Source organism: Marinomonas pontica (assembly GCF_036322735.1).
GTDB classification, from domain to species: domain Bacteria; phylum Pseudomonadota; class Gammaproteobacteria; order Pseudomonadales; family Marinomonadaceae; genus Marinomonas; species Marinomonas pontica.
This window is the reverse complement of sequence record NZ_AP027271.1, coordinates 286,683-304,960: the sequence shown is the minus strand read 5'-3', so window position 1 is coordinate 304,960 and position 18,278 is coordinate 286,683. Positions and strand designations below refer to the sequence as shown.

The following is an 18,278-nucleotide window of genomic DNA, read 5'->3' as shown; positions in this document are numbered from 1 at the left end:
TTATTCCTTATCTGCAAGACCTACCATGCGCACCAATTCGGCGGTGCGATTGGCGTAGCCCCATTCATTGTCGTACCAAGCATAGAGTTTTACCTGCGTACCATTGATGACCATAGTGGACAAGGCGTCGATAATGCTAGAGCGTGGATCGGTTTTATAATCCACAGACACCAATGGACGTTCTTCGTATCCCAAAATGTCTTTTAACTCGCTCTCAGATGCGGTTTTCAACAGCTGGTTAACTTCTTCCACCGTGGTTTCACGTTCCACTTCAAACACACAATCGGTTAACGAGGCATTGGCTAAAGGAATACGCACCGCATGACCATTTAATTTACCTTTTAGCTCAGGAAAAATATGCGTAATGGCCGTTGCTGATCCCGTCGTGGTTGGAATTAAGCTCGAGCCACAGGCTCGGGCACGACGTAAGTCCTTGTGGGGCGCATCAAGAATGGTTTGCGTGTTGGTAATATCATGAATCGTGGTCATTGAACCATGCTTGATGCCCAGTTTTTCATGAATCACTTTCACAACAGGCGCTAAGCAATTCGTGGTGCAAGAGGCGGCCGTCACAATAGTATGTTGGGCTTTATCGTACAAATGCTGGTTAACCCCCATGACCACGTTCAGTACACCCTCTTCTTTTACTGGTGCGGTAACCACGACACGTTTTACGCCTTGATCAAGGTAAGCTTGCAGTAGAGCTTTGCTTTTCATTTTGCCACTGGCTTCGATAACCACATCACAGCCAGACCAGTCGGTTTCTGTGATGGTTTTGTTTTGTGTGCAGGGAATGCGTTGGCCATTGACTATCATCACATTATCTTCCGCTTGAGCCTGATGATGCCAGCGCCCATGAACAGAGTCGAAAGTAACTAAATGCGCCAATGTGGTGGCATCGCCAGCGGGATCATTGATTTTTACAAACTCCACTTCATCCCAATCGAATGCTGCTCGAAAAGACAAACGTCCCATGCGGCCAAAGCCATTAATACCGACTTTAATGGTCATAACAATCTCCTATTTATTCAAAGTAACTAAGAAAACCAATGGCGAGTGCGGTTGGCAAACCACACTAAGCTCAACATAACAGGCACCTCAACCAAAACACCAACAACCGTCGCTAGTGCCGCACCTGAATGTAGTCCGAATAATGAAATAGCAACAGCAACAGCGAGTTCAAAAAAATTGGAAGTACTAATCATGCAAGCAGGAGCTGCTACATTGTGGGGGAGTCTCATTCGATGCGCGATAAAGTAGGTTGCTGCAAAAATTCCGTAAGTTTGAATTAGCAACGGAATGGCAATGAGCACAATGGCTTGTGGGTTGGTTATAATTGTTTGTGCTTGAAAGCCAAACAATAGGATTACGGTGGTCAGTAAGCCAATAATCGACCATGGCTTCAGTGTCGAAAGCAAACGAGCGAGTGCCTGATGATCTTCTTTTTTATCCACAATCTTTCGAGTGGCTGCGCCTGCTACAAGAGGAAGCACGACATATAACAAGACAGATAAAAGCAGAGTATTCCAAGGAACCGTGATATCAGTAATGCCGAGCAAGAAACCCGCAATCGGAGCAAATGCGAATATCATAATGATGTCGTTTACTGATACCTGAACCAACGTGTAATTGGGGTCCCCTTTTGTTAATTGACTCCACACAAATACCATTGCCGTGCACGGGGCAACCCCAAGTAATATCATACCTGCAATATATTCAGTCGCTGTTTGCGGATCTACCCAATCTGCAAAGATCCCTTTAAAAAACAACCAGCCTAAAAATGCCATGGTAAAAGGTTTTATTAACCAATTAACGACCAATGTAAGGATGAGTCCCTTTGGCTTAGTGCCTACATTTTTCAATGATAAAAAATCTATTTGTATCATCATTGGATAAATCATTAACCAAATTAATACGGCAATAATTAAGTTGACGTGAGCAAATTCGAAGTCTGCAATAGCGGAAAAAAAACTTGGGATAATGTTGCCCAGAAAAACGCCAAGCATGATTGCCAAGCCGACCCAAATACTAAGATAACGTTCGAATACTCCCATTTTATTCAGCCTTTCCTAACTGCTCGATTAGCTCGGACAATTCCTGATGTGAACTATGATCAATGGCATTTACTAGCATTCGAATACGTGTTTCTAAGATTAAAAATACTTTGTCAAAAATAACGTCTTTTTCTTCCGCGGGTAATTTGGTCGGATCGGGTAATCCCCAGTACCCTTTAATAGCTTTGCCAAACCAAATAGGGCAAGTTTCGCCAGCGGCTTGATCACACACAGTAATAACGATACTGCGGCAGGCATTATGCGTACAAAGAAAGAGTATTTTCATAGTGTATTTCCCATGATTATGCACAGCATGATTGGGCTCGTTGTGGACGATTCCCCATTTCCTCAAGTGCGATAATGTTATCCGCCAAGAAGTCTGGATTGTTTTGGAGTGTCTCAGACAAAACAGTGTGTATCCACTGAAAGAGCGCTTGATTGATGCTATAAAAAACCCATTGACCTTGTCGTCTGTCTGTAAGTAGTTCGCAATTTCGTAACTGAGCCAAGTGGCGAGAAATTTTGGGCTGACTTTCATTGAGAGCCTGCATAAGTTCACAGACACATAACTCTTTTTCTTGGTGAATCAGTAGGATGCATCGCAAACGTGTTTCGTCAGCGAGGCACTTGTAAAATGTTATAGGGTTCAAAGGATGCTCCTTTATGCTATGGGACCATAAGACGGTTAAGCCTGATGGTATTGGCAATGTTAATACATATGTTTTTTAGAATATATGAAAATTAATATATATGAAAAAAAATATAAGATGCGTGTTTTGTCATCTTTCTGTCATGTACATCTTTCATTATGAATTTATTCAGTTTTAAACAATCCACTTGTGAGGGTACTACTTATGAATAAAAGCAAACTTCTTATTACCATGTTGTTAGGCGCCTCTTTAGCTGCCTGTGCTTCTACAGCGACAGAAACGTCTATGGCCGCCAAATACGATATCGACGGATTTAAAACACAAATTGAAGACGGTCGCCTTTGGGTGTTTGAGGACGGCTCTGAAGAATTGGCCTTCTTCAAAAAACACGGCGAGCCAGCAAAGCAGTTTACTAACATAGGTGCCGGCCCAGAGGGCATGACAGTCAAGGCGGCAAGCCAAGAGTCTTTAGACAAATACCTAGCAGCCATCTCTGGAGGTTCTGAGTTTGACATCAAAGGCTTCAAAACGAAAATCGAAGATGGTCGTCTATGGGTATTTGAAGAAGGTTCTGAAGATTTAGCTTTCTTTGAAAAACACGGTGAACCAGCTAAACAGTTTACCAGTATTGGTACAGGCCCAAATGGCATGACAGTGAAAGCTGCTAGCCAAGAAACCTTGGATAAGTATCTTTCTACTTATAAAAAGTAAATACAAGCATAGCTATTTATTGGAAGATTGCTTGGCGTACAAAGACTAATAAGCCCCAACAGAACAAGATAGTTTTGTTGGGGCATTTTTATTTCAAGAAGAACAGGCACATCATCCGCAATCTCGCTGATTACCAAAAGTACGCGGATACTCAGAGACATAGACTTGCTCACGCAAATAGCAGCAAAAGTCTGATTCATGTAGCGATAAAATGGCGTTGTTTTAATCTAGTTAATTGTAGGGTAAAAAAATCCCCTAGACGAAAACACCTAGGGGAATGATTAACACAACAAATTCAGGTTAGAGCTTGTTGTTAAATTGGCTCACCGCATCAACAACTTGCTTTGCGCCAACTTGGATATCGTTCATGACATCACCAGCATCGTTAGACAGCTTTAGTGCTGTTTTCGCTTTTTCCATGCTTTCTTCGATCATGGATACAGCCTGTTCGGTGAGTTTTTTATTGTCACTTACCACTTTAATAATTTCTTCCGTCGCGGAACTGGTTCTAGACGCGAGCTGTCTGACCTCATCCGCAACAACAGCAAAACCGCGGCCTTGTTCACCCGCTCGCGCGGCTTCAATTGCTGCGTTAAGCGCAAGTAAGTTGGTTTGATCCGCTATACCGCGGATGCTTTCCACTAATTCAGACACCTTCATGGACTGCGTATTCAACTCAAAAATACCCTGACCAGCAGTGCCCATTTGATGAGACAACTCATTCATTGTTTTAATGGTCGACTCAATAACCTGTTTACCAGAGACCGCACTCGCATCGGTTTTCTTCGAAATCTCGAAGGCAATTTCAGAGGTTTCTGAAATTGCAAACTCACGGTTCATTTGCTCTGTAATCACAGTCGCCAATTTAATGACCTTGTACAATTTACCGCTGTCATCATGAACCGGATTGTATGACGCCTCTAGCCACACCACATTGCCACGGCTATCAAAACGTTTAAATCGTTGAGACACGAACTTCCCATTTTTTAGCTGTTGCCAAAAATTAGAAAAAAACATTTGCTTCCTTTCCTAAGTTCAGTTCAGCTAACCTTAATGGTGGCCTGTCATAATTTAATCAATAAAGCAGAGAACGAAATTTTATACAATAGACGTACAAAAAACATTATGTAAATCCGTCAATTCAGTTTATAAACTAAGCTATATGCCCTCTTTTATTGGATCCTATTTACATGCCTAGTGATGACTTTATCGACCTGCTCAAATTGCTTATTCGCGCGCCCAGTGTGGTGGGCGCCGAGCATTCGTTTTTCCGCGTGTTACAACGCGAACTGGAAGAGCGAGGGGCAAAAGTCACTTGGTACGAAGGTTTATTGGTTGCCCAAGGCAGCGATCCGTTTAGCACCATGTTCTCTGCGCACATTGATCGTCATGGCTTGGTGTGTACGGGCCCGAATGAATTCCAATACGCCGCGTTTGTTTCAGCTAATCGCACCGATTTGTTGAATAACTCGGTTTCTGAGGAGTTGATGACCAAGGTTACAGAGCGTTTCAACCATGAAGAAATCTACGCCTACGAGCCTTGGTCTGGCGTATACCGTGGCAAAGGCACCATTAAAAGCTCATACGTTTGTGAATTTCGTAACAACTTAATTTTCGAAACAGAAGGCTTAGAGAGCGTTGTCGCTGGCACTCCCATTGCGTTTAAAGACCAATTACATGTAGTTGATAATCGCTTAGAAGGTCAGTTAGACAACGTGATTTCAGCCGCGGCTTTGGTGCATCTTTTTGACCATGGTTTCAAAGGCACCGCCTTTTTTACCGCACAGGAAGAAGCAGGAAAAAGCTGGCGCTATTTGCTTGAGTGGTTCCGCCGCTTTGGTGGCTCAACCAACCGCTTGTTTGTGGTGGATACCAGCCCATTTCCCAACGTAGAAGCCGCCAATGAACAGCTTCTGGTACTTAGGGAAAAAGACGCCAACGCGACCTTTAATAAAGACAGCACCAAGCTTCTTGAAGAACTGTGCGTCAAAAACAACGTCAGTTATTTATACAAGAACCGTTATGTAGAAAATGAAAACGCCAAACGTGCTGAGCAAGGTTTGCCGCCAAGTTCTCTTGGTAGTACCGAGCTTGGCCGCATTATCGCCGCATCCAATGGCTTGGTAGATGGCACAACCATTCAAATCCCCACCATCGGCTACCACACCATGCATGAATCAGCGGCGGTAGAATCCGTGAATGCGTTTTTGAATATGTTAAAAGTTGTGTCGAATATTTAGATTCACCAGATTCTATTATTACAATTAGAAGCAACACATCAAAAATCCCGTTTCGATATATAAATTCGAAACGGGATTTTTTACGATTGAGGCAAAATACCCACCCCAAGGGGCGAGGCATCGGTGTTTTATTGGATTAACGCTAGCTATATACATACGTCATTCCCGCGAAGGCGGGAATCAATCAATTATGCTCACCAAAAACAACCCTATTTAGACAACACCACTGGTTTCCCGCCTTCGCGGGAATGACAATCGTGACTATAGTTATTCGCGCCACGAGCAGCGAGCAATGACACCCGAAGAGATTAATTCGACAATAAAGCCAGCTCTTTTCGAATGATGTCTGCGCCAGCGCTCAAGGCATGTAGTTTGCCTCTTGCAACCTCACGCGGCAACGGCGCCATGCCACAGTTAGTACAAGGATAAAGCTTGTCGGCGTCCACAAACTGCAGGGCTTTGCGCAGAGTATTAGCGACTTCCTCTGGTGTCTCAATGGCATGGTTTGCCACGTCGATGGCGCCGACCATGACTTTTTTACCGCGGATCAATTCGAGCAATTCCATTGGCACATGAGAGTTATGACATTCAAGCGAAATAATATCGATGCTGGATTGTTGCAGCTTAGGAAAGGCTTCTTCATATTGTCGCCATTCAGACCCCAACGTCTTTTTCCAATCCGTATTGGCTTTGATGCCGTAGCCATAACAAATATGTACTGCGGTTTCGCATTTAAGGCCTTCGATGGCGCGTTCTAAACACGCGATGCCCCAATCATTCACCTCATCAAAAAAAACATTAAACGCGGGCTCATCAAACTGGATGATATCTACACCAGCGGCTTCTAACTCTTTGGCTTCTTGATTGAGAATCTTGGCAAATTCCCACGCGAGCTTTTCGCGGCTTTTATAATGATCATCATAAAGCGTATCAATCATCGTCATTGGGCCTGGCAGCGCCCATTTAATCGGTTGCTTGGTTTGCTGACGTAGAAACTTAGCATCTTCAACAAACACAGGCTTGATGCGACTGACAGGGCCAACCACCGTCGGCACGCTCGCATCATAACGATCACGAATTCTCACCGTCTGACGATTCTCAAAATCCACACCGCTGAGGTGCTCAATAAAGGTGGTCACGAAGTGTTGGCGCGTTTGTTCTCCATCACTAACAATATCAATGCCCGCCTGCTGTTGCTCTTGCAGCGAGATACGCAGCGCATCCTGTTTGCCATCAACTAATTGATCACCTTCTAATTTCCAAGGCGACCAAAGCGTTTCTGGTTCTGCCAGCCATGTGGGTTTAGGCAAACTGCCGGCTGTTGACGTGGGTAGAAGTGTGTTATTCGTCGCTGTTGTCATAATAAAAATACCGTCTATTAAATGTAATATTGACCAAGTCGTCATGGATTCTAGCGTTTATGCGTAATTCGCAGCCCACTGCTCAAGTAGCCTTTGGTGAGGTTTTATAAAGTGCTGTTCAGCAAATTTGCCTTGCTCACTCGCCAATTGGCTACGCTCTTCACGGTCATAAACAATTTGCGTTAGAGAGTGATCGAGGTTGTTTAAGTTGGGTTGATAGCACTTTCCAGCGACCGCGTTAGCATTGTAGATTTCTGGTCGGTAGATTTTCTGGAAAGTTTCCATCGTGCTGATGGTGCTAATCAGCTCAAGATTGCTGTAATCGTTCAGCAAGTCACCCACAAAATAAAACGCCAGCGGGGCTGCACTGTTGGCAGGCATAAAGTATCGAACCTTCAAGCCCATCTTCTGGAAATAATGTTCGGTCAAAGAGGTGCCACTTGGTTCATATTCAACGCCCAAGACCGGATGCTGGTTTCCTGTTCGCTGGTACGTTTTGTTGTCTGAAACACTCAGACAAATAACAGGTGGTTTGCTAAAATTTTCTTTAAAGCTGTCTGATGCCACAAAGCTTTTAAAGAGTTTTCCATGCAGATCGCCAAAATTTTCGGGGATGCTAAATTCTTTTTGACCTTTGTTATGGTTTGGTAGCAAAACGCTGAAGTCATAATCACGCACATAAGAAGAGAAATTGTTTCCTACAATGCCTTCGATACGCTGCTCAGTGTGATGATCAAAAATATTCGTCTTCAAGATTTCAATGGTTGGAAAGGACTGGCCTTTTCCTTCGATATCAACATCAACCGAAATGATTTCAAGCTCAACAGTGTAACGATCTCCCTTTGCGTTATCCCAATGCGCCAAGGTATTAAAACGATTGTTAATCATCCTTAATGCGTCACGTAAATTCTCTTGTCTTCGCTCTCCCCTAGCCAAATTCGCAAAGTTCGTTGTGATGCGAGTATTGCTAGAAGGACGATAGCTTTCATCGAAACAAATGCTCTTAATGGTAAAGGTAAAATCGTTATTCATGGTGATCTGATATCCTATTTTCTGAAGTGAAATAGGGATCTATTCCTTGTTCTCACTTGCCAGTTTGTTGATTGTTGGCGATTGGCCTAACTATTCTCTGAGTACTGTTATACGCAACTACAAACATGAACAAAAATGAATTAAATTTAAATATAATGAATTATATTCATGATTCAAAAATAGACACAGCACGAAGCAGTTACTTTTTCTCGAGAATAAATAGATTGGGAAAGACGAGAACGCCCTAGCTAGAGCGTTGTTTTATCGGACTCTAATCAACAAGGGAAAACGGAATAACCGGACAATTGAGCACAATATTGGTCCGTTCGATGGTGACCAAGCCCTGATCTTCAGCCGTAAGAATGGCTTCTTCAGACCTAAGCTCTGTTGCCTTACTTGGGTCTTTCCATACAACGACGTACATCAACCAAAGTGGTGAGTAATGAGTATCTTGACTTTCATAGCCTAATGGCTCAGGAACCGACGCAAATACACTCCACGCTTGCTCTTGATTTGGAAAAGCATACACACGCTCCAATACCGTTTTGACTTGGGGCGGTTTGGGATAATTTGGCACGGCATCACGCAACCGAGGCGCATAATTGGCATTTTTGGCTTTTGCCACCGCTTGATCTGATACATCGGTAGTAATGTAGCGAACTTCTTTGCCATCATGCCAGCCGTGCAACAAAGGCAAGCTAACCTGAGGCGTATCTTTCATAACGCTGCAAGCAGACAATACACACGCAAAAACAATGGCAAACACACTTTTAACTATCATGTATGTGAACGTCCTTAATAAGGTTAATTTTCTCATCCATTCTAACCTCGCAATCATTCTTCATTTTCGTCTTTTAACTTCGCGTATTTATAAACCGTGTTCCGGCTCACTCCAGCGGTTTTGGCGGTTTGCGAGACATTGCCTTTGAACTCGTTTAAGAGCCTAGGTATCAAGTCTTCTAACGGTTCATCTTGTTCGCTGGCAGCCTTTGATGATGCTGAATCATCAACTTGCCCCATGGCATCGAGGTCGTCAAAAAAATCATCAGGCAAATGCCATTCTTCTAGCTCTTCCTCATCGGCCATTGCCATGCCGACTTTTAATACATGAGCGAGTTGACGCATGTTCCCCGGCCAAGGATGTCTAACCAATAATTCAAGCATATCTGACGATAAAGCAGGGCCGGGCTCTTCTTTTCGCAGACGTTCATGCAAATAACGAATCAATTCAGCCTTGTCGGTACGTTCACGTAATGCTGGTAATTCGATGTTTAACCCTGAGATTCGATAATATAAATCTTGGCGAAAGCGCCCTTCTTTCACTTCTTCTTTTAAGATGCGATTGGTGGCGGAAATCAGTTTAATGTCCACAGGAAACGCTTCAGTAGAACCCAACGGTGTGACTACTCTTTCTTGTAAAACACGCAATAAACGCGACTGCACAGCCATCGGCATTTCACCGATCTCATCGAGAAATAATGTACCACGATGGGCACGACGAATCAGGCCAATAGAGCCGCGATTTTGTGCGCCAGTAAAAGCGCCTTTTTCATAACCAAAAAGTTCAGACTCAACTAGTTCTGCCGGAATCGCTGCGCAGTTTACTGCGACTAACATCTCTTTAGAACGAGAGCTATGATAGTGCAAACTGCGAACAAATATCTCTTTTCCCGCCCCTGTTTCACCATGAATCAAAATAGGAATGTCTTTTTCCATGATCTTATGAGCTTGACGAACAAGACGCTCTACACGCTCATCACCATGCTGCAGTTCGGCTAAAGGAATCACATTATCGGGGATATCAAGCACGCCAATATCGTCTGTCTTTTTGACCTTTTCTGCTTTTTCAAGCTCTGGTTTTTTTTCATTCATAACAAGGGGTTCTGGCTGTATTGGTGCCACATAATCTGTGCGCTGACGGAAGTCAGGCACACGCATAATTTGTTGCACCGGCGGAATCACTTTGACGTAAAACTGATAGCGCCCCATGGCGATCAATTTCATGGGCAAACTGAATGGATGATGTTTGATTTCCCGCATTTGAATGTCAAACACTTGATTGATGTTCAGCAAAGCCAAATCGCGAGCCAAAACCACTTCGGCACGACGGTTAGCCGACACAATCGTGCCGTTTTCATCCAATACCAAAATACCCGACCAATGACTGTCCAAACTGACCACGTTGGTATTAAAGCTGAGAATAAAATGCTCTTGCTGAAAAGCCGAAAATATCAGGCGATTTTCCACGCTGAGCGACATGAGTTTCACCATGCCGAACGTGTGATCCTGTGGAAGGTACGCGTCTGAAGAAATGTCGAGCACGCCGACCAAATCGTTTTTTGTGTTGTAGATGGGCGAGGCCGAACCGACCATAAAACGATTGGCACGCAAAAAGTGTTCGTCGCGCCCCACTTGAATCGCTTCACCAGTGATCAAAGCGGTGCCAATGGCGTTGGTGCCGACGCCCATTTCAGTCCACTGATTGCCACCGATCAAGCCGTGTTCCGCAGCGCTGCCAAAGCGTGGTTGCCCCCATGTGTTCAACACGTGTCCTTGGCGATCCGCCAGAACAATCATGCAGGCGGAATTGCTGAGAATATTTTCGTAGTAAGGCAGCACTTCGTTTTCAGTGGTTTCCAATAGGCTGCGATGCTGATCGATTAGATCCGTCAAAGTGCCTTTTGGCAAGGTTGCAAAGTCTGGACGGCTGCCATGCTCCAGACCAAATTGTTCACAACGATACCAAGACGCTTGGATTCGCTCTTTGTGTGACTGGGTTGTCATTGACTGCGGGTCTAGACTGCCGCGGCTCAGCTCGGCTTGTTGTTTTTGTTTTTCTTCGTCTTGCATTTCCAACTCCACAACAGCATGCAAAACCCCATACTGTGCACGAAATGTTCATTGTTTTAACGAACTGTAAACACTTTGAACACTCGTGAACAGCCCCTGTTCGAAAGTGAAAATCGCTTAAAAAGACCAGAAAACCAAAATAAGTCTATATTTTTCAATGGTTTAAATAAAACCAATCGTATAAAAATATTTTTGGCATGGCTTTTGTAATGTATTTACTCATCACGGTACGTTCGGTTTTGATCTTGTGCATGCCTGTTGGCGAATCACTTAAAAACAAACCCGGTCGTACACGAAAAAAATAACAACAAAAAAGGTACGTACAATGTCTCTGACGCTGCAGAATGTATCGCGCGTTGTTGAAGGCGAGACGTGGATCGACGATGTGAATTTGTCTCTCGAACCCGGCTCATTCAACGTTTTGCTTGGCCGCACGCTGTCTGGCAAAACCACGCTGATGCGCCTTATGGCCGGTCTTGATCGACCTACCAAAGGTAAAATCCTCATGAATGGGGTGGACGTAACAGGGGTGCCTGTTCGCGAACGCAACATTTCCATGGTGTATCAACAGTTCATCAATTACCCCAACCTCACGGTTTACGAAAACATCGCTTCGCCTCTTCGTTTGGCCAAAATGGATGAAAAAGAAGTCGACCGTCGTGTGCGTGAAACCGCCGAAATGTTACGCATCGATCCTTTCCTTGATCGTTTGCCATTACAACTGTCTGGTGGTCAGCAACAACGCACGGCGATGGCAAGAGCCTTGGTAAAAGACTCGCAAATCATCCTCTTTGATGAGCCTCTGGTGAACCTCGATTACAAACTGCGTGAAGAACTGCGCCAAGAACTGCGCGCCTTGTTCAAAGCCCGTAATTGCATCGCCATTTACGCCACAACCGAACCTAACGAAGCCTTGGCGTTGGGCGGTAACACCGCCGTTTTGAACGAAGGCCGCTTATTGCAAATGGGGCCAACCGCCGAAGTTTACCACCAGCCAAAAGACATCATTACCGCAGAAATGTTCTCTGAACCGCCCATTAACGTGGTTCCGGGCAAAGTCAGCGAAGAGGAAGTGACCTTCGATGACACCGTGCATTTTCGTTTAAACAGCGACTTGCGCCGTCTTGCGCCGGGCGATTATCAGTTTGGTGTACGCGCGTCTCACATTGGTTTGGTGCCACACTCTGACGACGATTTAGAGTTGCCAGTTCGTGTGGATTTAGCAGAGATCAGTGGCTCCGAAACCTTCCTACACGTGCACAATCCACACTTTGATTTAGTGCTTCATCTGTCTGGTGTTCATGCCTATCAAGTGGATCAAGAAATTAAGGTCTACTTCCCAACGCACAAGCTGTACGCCTTTGACGCTCAAGGCAAGATGGTGCATTCCCCAGCACGAATGAGGGATCAATAATCATGGCTTCTATAACCTTAAATGCCTTAGCGCATACCTATACCGACAATCCAACCAAACCCGAAGATTACGCCATTCGTGAAATGACGCATGTGTGGGAGCAAGGCGGCGCATTTGCTCTGCTAGGGCCATCTGGTTGCGGCAAATCCACACTGCTGAACATTATTTCGGGCTTATTGGAACCTTCCGATGGCGAAGTCTTGTTCGACGGCAAACGCGTCAATGAGCTGAAACCCGAAGAACGCAATATTGCGCAAGTTTTCCAGTTCCCAGTGGTGTACGACACCATGACGGTATTTGATAACTTGGCTTTCCCGCTGCGTAACATTGGCGTACCGGAATACAAGGTGAAGTCGAAAGTTTACGAAGTCGCCGAGATTCTTGAGCTGTCTGACCAACTGACACGCAAAGCCAAAGGTTTATCTGCGGATCAGAAACAAAAAGTCTCCATGGGCCGCGGTTTAGTACGCGACGATGTGTCGGCGATTTTGTTTGATGAACCACTCACCGTTATCGACCCTCAACTGAAATGGAAGCTGCGCCGTAAGCTCAAACAAATCCATGAACAGTTCAACATAACCATGGTGTATGTGACGCACGATCAGCTCGAAGCTTCTACTTTCGCGGACAAAATTGCCGTGATGTACAACGGGCAGATCGTCCAGTTCGGTACGCCACGAGAACTATTCGAAAACCCAGCGCACACCTTTGTTGGCTACTTTATTGGCAGCCCGGGGATGAACTTTTTTGACGCCGAGCTAAAAAGCCAAGGCGATCAAAAAGCGGCCTTGATGTTTGGCGATCATGAGATTTCCGTCAGCGATGCCATGCTAACCCGCTTACACGCCATGGGCGCAGACAAAGTCACCATGGGCATTCGCCCCGAGTTTGTGCATGTCTGGGACGGCAAAAACAACGACGCGTTCCCAGTGGATGTGGACTACGTGGAAGACCTTGGTACCTACAAAATTCTGTCTTTCTTATTCAACGGCCAAGTCATGAAGGCTCGCCTGAGCGAAGACCAGAAAGTGCCATCAGGTCAAATCTATGTGAGCTTTCCGGAACAATGGACCAAGGTCTACGTGGATGACTATTTGATCGACATCGCCGATCAAGCCGCTGTGAACGACACGGTTGAGGAGACTGACCATGCAAACTAAAGTTGAAAACAACAAGGCGTGGTTCCTTGTTCTGCCGGTTTTCTTGATCGTGGCGTTCTCTGCCATCATTCCATTAATGACGGTGGTGAACTATTCGGTACAAGATATTTTTGACCCTTACACGCGCTACTTTGTTGGCACGGAATGGTTCAAACAAGTCATGCTGGACAGCCGCTTGCACGAAGCATTACTGCGTCAATTCCTGTATTCCTTCACCATTTTGGCCATCGAAGTGCCATTGGGGATTTGCGTCGCCTTGATGATGCCGACCAAAGGCCGTGGCGCTTCGTTGTCGCTGATATTAGTGGCCATTCCTTTGCTGATTCCATGGAACGTGGTTGGGACTATTTGGCAAATTTTCGGCCGAGCAGACATCGGGTTGTTTGGTGCCTTTATGAGCGGCATCGGTGTCGATTATAACTATGCGTCAGACCCAACCGATGCTTGGTTAACCGTAGTGTTGATGGACGTGTGGCATTGGACGCCATTGGTTGCCTTATTGTGCTACTCCGGACTGCGCGCCATTCCAGAAGTGTATTACCAAGCGGCGCGTATTGATCAAGCGTCTCGTTGGGCAGTGTTCCGCTATATCCAGTTACCTAAGCTCACTAACGTATTGATTATTGGTGTGTTATTGCGCTTTATGGATTCTTTCATGATCTACACCGAGCCCTTCGTTCTCACCGGTGGCGGCCCTGGTAGTTCCACGACCTTTTTGAGTCAGTCCTTGGTACAGCAAGCCATCGGCCAGTTTGATCTTGGCCCTGCAGCGGCGTTCTCGTTGGTGTACTTCTTAATCATCTTGCTCGTGTGTTGGGTGTTCTACACCACCATCATGAACATGCAAAAAGACAAGTAGGAGCGGATTATGACTCAGTCATCTACAACACCTATCTCACACAATAAAGGCATTACCAAAGAGCAAGCCCCCGTGTATAGCCGTGCGGAACGAAAAGCACGCAATGCCAACCTTCGTGGTCGCTTTGGTTTGGTTCTGTACGTCGTTTTGTTGCTTTTACCCATCTATTGGTTGGTAAACATGTCCTTCAAAACCAACACCGAAATTCTCAGCGGATTGTCTTTCTTTCCGGCGGATTTCACCTTGGAGAACTACGCCAAAATCTTTGGTGACGCGACCTGGTACATGGGTTATGTGAACTCAATCTTTTACGTGTCCATGAACATGGTCATCAGTTTGATCGTTGCTTTACCGGCGGCGTACGCGTTCAGTCGCTATAAGTTCATTGGCGATAAGCACATGTTCTTTTGGTTACTGTCGAACCGTATGGCGCCACCAGCGGTGTTTTTATTGCCCTTCTTCCAGCTGTATTCGTCAGTGGGTTTGTTCGATACGCACATTGCTGTGGCCTTAGCACACTGCTTGTTCAACGTGCCATTGGCGGTGTGGATTTTGGAAGGATTTATGAGCGGCGTACCGCGCGAAATAGACGAAACCGCGTACATCGATGGTTATTCGTTCCCGAAATTTTTCATGCGTATCTTCATCCCCTTAATTCGCTCCGGTATCGGTGTGACGGCTTTCTTCTGCTTTATGTTCTCTTGGGTAGAGCTGTTGTTAGCGCGAACGTTAACGTCGGTCGATGCCAAGCCCATTGCGGCCATTATGACGCGAACCGTGTCGGCATCTGGGATGGATTGGGGGCTGCTCGCTGCGGCCGGTGTACTGACTATTCTTCCGGGTATGTTGGTCATTTATTTCGTTCGTAACCATGTGGCGAAGGGCTTTGCCCTTGGTCGAGTGTAAGGAGAATTACAATGGCTTGGATGTCTTGGACATTACCCACTGCTCTGTTTTTTATTGGTATTGCTGTGATTTTGGTCGGTATGACCACATGGCAAATACTCTCACCTTGTGTGGAACGTCGTGGCTTTTTGCCCTTGGCCACCACACGCGGTGATCGCTTATTCATTGGCCTGCTTAGCAGCGCTTTTATCCACCTTGCATTCGTTGCGTTAACGGATGTGAACATCGCGGTGGCAACCGCCCTGTGTGCATTTTGGATGATCATCCTGATGCGTTGGGGCTAGTCAGCGTCCTTATCAGTCGCGCTTATCAATAAGAACAATGGAATCTCTGGCAAGGAAGCCGCTTACAAAAACCAAAAAGAAACACCAAACTTAGTTGAGGTAAAACATGCACTACAATAAGAAAAAAATTGCACTCGCCGCCTTACCCTTTGCTGTTATGTTGCACTCTGCCAATATCTGGGCCGATGCATACTCCGACGCAGCAGAAAAGTGGGTAGACAGCGAATTCACCGTCTCCACACTGACCAAACAACAACAGCTTGATGAAATGCATTGGTTTACCGAAGCCGCGAAAAAATTCCGTGGCATGGAAATCAACGTCGCGTCTGAAACCTTAACGACTCACAAATACGAGTCTCAAGTGTTGGCAAAAGCCTTCCAAGAAATCACTGGCATCAAGGTCAATCATGACTTGATCCAAGAAGGTGACGTGGTCGAAAAATTGCAAACCCAAATGCAGTCTGGTCGTAATATTTACGATGCTTACGTGAACGATTCCGACTTGATCGGTACGCATTTCCGTTACGGTAAAGTCGTGCCTATCTCTGACATGATGGCTGGCGACGGTAAAAACTTTACCTCTCCTACGCTAGATCTTGCTGATTTCATTGGTTTGGATTTCACTACAGGGCCTGACGGCAAACTTTACCAATTGCCAACACAGCAGTTTGCCAACCTATATTGGTTCCGTGCCGATTGGTTTGCGCGCCCGGATTTAAAAGCTAAGTTCAAATCCATTTATGGCTATGAGCTGGGTGTACCAGTGAACTGGTCCGCTTACGAAGACATTGCTGAATTCTTCACTGACAAAGTGAAAAACATCGATGGCGAGCGTGTATACGGTCACATGGATTACGGCAAAAAAGACCCATCTCTAGGCTGGCGTTTCACGGATGCGTGGTTCTCTATGGCGGGTGCGGGCGACAAAGGCACGCCAAATGGATTACCCGTGGATGAATGGGGTATTCGTATCAAAGATGCGTGCTCACCAGTTGGTTCAAGCGTTTCTCGTGGCGGCGCAACCAACGGCCCTGCGGCCGTATACGCGACAACAAAATACGTTGAATGGTTGCGTAAGTACGCGCCACCAGAAGCACAAGGCATGACGTTCTCTGAATCTGGTCCAGTACCGGCTCAAGGCGGCGTGGCTCAGCAAATTTTCTGGTACACCGCCTTTACGGCTGACATGACAACCAAAGGCTTACCTGTTGTGAACGAAGATGGTTCACCAAAATGGCGCATGGCACCGTCCCCGGTTGGGCCATACTGGGAAGAAGGCATGAAGAAAGGGTATCAAGACGTGGGTGCTTGGACTTTCATGAACTCGACACCAGACGACCGTCGTCTAGCAGCCTGGTTGTACGCTCAGTTCACAACGGCAAAAACCGTTTCTTTGAAGAAAACACTCGTCGGTCTAACGCCGATTCGTGAGTCAGACATCAACTCTCCAGAAATGGCAGCAGCAGCGCCAAAATTGGGTGGTTTGGTTGAATTCTACAAAGGACCAGCGCGCAAACAGTGGTCACCAACAGGGATCAACGTGCCGGATTATCCTAAGTTAGCTCAGCTTTGGTGGCAGTACATTTCGCAAGCGGCAAGCGGCGAAGCCACTCCACAAGAAGCGCTTAACGGCCTAGCCGCCGCGCAGGATAAAGTAATGGAACGTCTAGAACGCGCTAACGTGCAACCTCTATGTGGACCAAAACTGAACAAACCGCGTGACGAAGCGTACTGGTTGGCACAACCAGGCGCTCCGAAAGCGAAATTGGCGAATGAAAAACCACAAGGCGTAACCGTCTCTTATGACGACCTACTGCGCTCTTGGGAATAATATTCGTTATGTGATTTTCCCAGCACTCTGAACGTTTGACCGGCCTTGGCCGGTCTTTTTTTTGCTGTTAAGAAGCGGAAACGTCTGCGTCATACTGTCAATGTGTGGTGTGTTCGTCGTCCTTCATCAATGCTTTTAGCTCATCCTGTAAGCTTTCGATTTTTTCCGCCAATATATGCTGTTGTGATGAAGGGATTTGGGCTATGTCTTGAAGGGATACTTTTTCTAGATCTTCGAGCAGATTCACTAAACGTGCGATACTGTTATCTTTTCTGTTCATGCTGGTTCTCTCCATAGATGGCATGTGGAATGTCTAACAATAGACAATATTTTGGAAATTACTCTGTCATAAATAAGAAAATTTATGTAAAAAACGGAAAAACTCACCATAAAACTGACACGAAACAACTTCAATTCATGCCAGTTTACGTTAAACAATAGGGATTATGTTTATAGGTAAAGCTAACAGCCACCTTTTTTAGCTTGTCCTGGAGGGCAAAACTTACCCGAAGATCCGCTATCCTTGTGACCTTCATCACTCTTTGCTTCGATATCAATGCCAGCAAATTTCCCGCCCACTCGGTTTATCTCGCAACCGGTTAACGATACCAGACTGACTGCCATTATAAGTAAAGTGGCTTTCATTTTTATCTCCTCATTCTACGAATGGGCGAGCATAGCAAAGTACTTTTTTCTCAACTCCTAGCCTTACAAAGTCATGACTGTAATTTGCATTACCTAAAGATCGTTGACTGAATCCTTTCGAAGCCACCATCGATCAAACTAAAAGTTAATGAGTGGATCGAAAAAAACACTGCCTAATATCGGTCGCTAAAATAGGATAGGAATACCTACCAGAGCGCCTAATGGTATGATGGGTCTAAGAGACAAATCACAACGATGCTAACCCTGACAAGGACACCAAT

19 protein-coding genes and 1 pseudogene are annotated in these 18,278 nt (G+C 45.6%); 8 read left to right on the top strand and 12 right to left on the bottom strand.

Features of this window, described 5'->3' with window-relative positions; all coding sequences use genetic code 11:
• From AABA11_RS01395 to AABA11_RS01380, 4 genes are read right to left on the bottom strand one after another with little or no spacing between them, the layout of a single operon-like run.
• Complete coding sequence (locus AABA11_RS01395; RefSeq protein ID WP_338264769.1) at positions 1-1,011, bottom strand: ArsJ-associated glyceraldehyde-3-phosphate dehydrogenase; 1,011 nt, start codon at positions 1,009-1,011, stop codon at positions 1-3.
• Positions 1,012-1,037: 26 nt separating this feature from the next.
• Positions 1,038-2,054 carry an ACR3 family arsenite efflux transporter gene (gene arsB / locus AABA11_RS01390; protein ID WP_338264767.1) on the bottom strand — a complete coding sequence of 339 codons (1,017 nt, stop codon included), beginning with the start codon at positions 2,052-2,054 and terminating at the stop codon, positions 1,038-1,040.
• 1 nt (position 2,055) lies between these two features.
• Complete coding sequence (locus tag AABA11_RS01385) at positions 2,056-2,340, bottom strand: low molecular weight phosphatase family protein (RefSeq protein ID WP_338264765.1); 285 nt, start codon at positions 2,338-2,340, stop codon at positions 2,056-2,058.
• Positions 2,341-2,356: 16 nt separating this feature from the next.
• Complete coding sequence (locus AABA11_RS01380) at positions 2,357-2,704, bottom strand: ArsR/SmtB family transcription factor (RefSeq protein WP_265730239.1); 348 nt, start codon at positions 2,702-2,704, stop codon at positions 2,357-2,359.
• A gap of 204 nt (positions 2,705-2,908) precedes the next feature.
• Between AABA11_RS01380 and AABA11_RS01375 the strand changes: the two genes are divergently transcribed.
• On the top strand, positions 2,909-3,415 hold the full coding sequence (locus AABA11_RS01375) for a hypothetical protein (RefSeq protein ID WP_338264762.1): 507 nt from the start codon (positions 2,909-2,911) through the stop codon (positions 3,413-3,415).
• Between the two features lie 300 nt (positions 3,416-3,715).
• On the opposite strand, the gene AABA11_RS01370 is transcribed toward AABA11_RS01375, so the two are convergent.
• Both AABA11_RS01370 and AABA11_RS16650 read right to left on the bottom strand, forming a co-directional pair.
• Positions 3,716-4,255: a methyl-accepting chemotaxis protein gene (locus AABA11_RS01370; protein WP_420915708.1), complete on the bottom strand. Its 540-nt coding sequence runs from the start codon at positions 4,253-4,255 to the stop codon at positions 3,716-3,718.
• A 36-nt stretch (positions 4,256-4,291) separates the two neighbouring features.
• Positions 4,292-4,432 (bottom strand): annotated as a pseudogene (locus AABA11_RS16650) (PAS domain-containing protein); the annotation flags it as partial.
• 173 nt (positions 4,433-4,605) lie between these two features.
• Between AABA11_RS16650 and AABA11_RS01365 the strand changes: the two are divergent.
• Positions 4,606-5,655, top strand: coding sequence for a zinc-binding metallopeptidase family protein (locus AABA11_RS01365; RefSeq protein ID WP_338264758.1), 1,050 nt, complete (start codon positions 4,606-4,608; stop codon positions 5,653-5,655).
• A 308-nt stretch (positions 5,656-5,963) separates the two neighbouring features.
• Here the strand turns inward: AABA11_RS01365 and AABA11_RS01360 are convergent, their stop codons facing one another.
• The 4 genes from AABA11_RS01360 to AABA11_RS01345 form a co-directional block, all read right to left on the bottom strand.
• Positions 5,964-7,016, bottom strand: a complete 1,053-nt coding sequence (locus tag AABA11_RS01360) for a methionine synthase (RefSeq protein WP_338269623.1) — start codon at positions 7,014-7,016, stop codon at positions 5,964-5,966.
• Between the two features lie 57 nt (positions 7,017-7,073).
• Positions 7,074-8,048 carry a DUF1852 domain-containing protein gene (locus AABA11_RS01355; RefSeq protein ID WP_338264756.1) on the bottom strand — a complete coding sequence of 325 codons (975 nt, stop codon included), beginning with the start codon at positions 8,046-8,048 and terminating at the stop codon, positions 7,074-7,076.
• Positions 8,049-8,319: 271 nt separating this feature from the next.
• Positions 8,320-8,829, bottom strand: a complete 510-nt coding sequence (locus AABA11_RS01350) for a DUF7482 domain-containing protein (protein ID WP_338264754.1) — start codon at positions 8,827-8,829, stop codon at positions 8,320-8,322.
• 53 nt (positions 8,830-8,882) lie between these two features.
• Positions 8,883-10,898, bottom strand: coding sequence for a sigma-54-dependent Fis family transcriptional regulator (locus AABA11_RS01345; RefSeq protein WP_338264752.1), 2,016 nt, complete (start codon positions 10,896-10,898; stop codon positions 8,883-8,885).
• A gap of 325 nt (positions 10,899-11,223) precedes the next feature.
• Here AABA11_RS01345 and AABA11_RS01340 point away from each other — a divergent pair, with 325 nt between their 5' ends.
• The 6 genes from AABA11_RS01340 (at position 11,224) to AABA11_RS01315 (ending at position 17,352) form a co-directional block, all read left to right on the top strand.
• A complete protein-coding gene (locus tag AABA11_RS01340; protein WP_265730247.1) occupies positions 11,224-12,312 on the top strand; it encodes an ABC transporter ATP-binding protein in 1,089 nt (362 codons plus the stop codon).
• 2 nt (positions 12,313-12,314) lie between these two features.
• A complete protein-coding gene (locus tag AABA11_RS01335; RefSeq protein WP_265730248.1) occupies positions 12,315-13,472 on the top strand; it encodes an ABC transporter ATP-binding protein in 1,158 nt (385 codons plus the stop codon).
• Positions 13,462-14,331, top strand: coding sequence for a carbohydrate ABC transporter permease (locus AABA11_RS01330; protein WP_265730249.1), 870 nt, complete (start codon positions 13,462-13,464; stop codon positions 14,329-14,331). Before AABA11_RS01335 ends, AABA11_RS01330 begins: the two co-directional genes overlap by 11 nt.
• Positions 14,332-14,340: 9 nt before the next feature.
• On the top strand, positions 14,341-15,237 hold the full coding sequence (locus tag AABA11_RS01325; protein ID WP_265730250.1) for a carbohydrate ABC transporter permease: 897 nt from the start codon (positions 14,341-14,343) through the stop codon (positions 15,235-15,237).
• 11 nt (positions 15,238-15,248) lie between these two features.
• On the top strand, positions 15,249-15,521 hold the full coding sequence (locus AABA11_RS01320; protein ID WP_265730251.1) for a DUF2160 domain-containing protein: 273 nt from the start codon (positions 15,249-15,251) through the stop codon (positions 15,519-15,521).
• Positions 15,522-15,627: 106 nt separating this feature from the next.
• Positions 15,628-17,352: an ABC transporter substrate-binding protein gene (locus AABA11_RS01315; RefSeq protein ID WP_265730252.1), complete on the top strand. Its 1,725-nt coding sequence runs from the start codon at positions 15,628-15,630 to the stop codon at positions 17,350-17,352.
• A 97-nt stretch (positions 17,353-17,449) separates the two neighbouring features.
• Here the strand turns inward: AABA11_RS01315 and AABA11_RS01310 are convergent, their stop codons facing one another.
• Complete coding sequence (locus AABA11_RS01310) at positions 17,450-17,632, bottom strand: hypothetical protein (protein WP_265730253.1); 183 nt, start codon at positions 17,630-17,632, stop codon at positions 17,450-17,452.
• 182 nt (positions 17,633-17,814) lie between these two features.
• Positions 17,815-17,997, bottom strand: coding sequence for a hypothetical protein (locus tag AABA11_RS01305; RefSeq protein ID WP_265730254.1), 183 nt, complete (start codon positions 17,995-17,997; stop codon positions 17,815-17,817).
• Positions 17,998-18,278 lie beyond the last annotated feature (281 nt).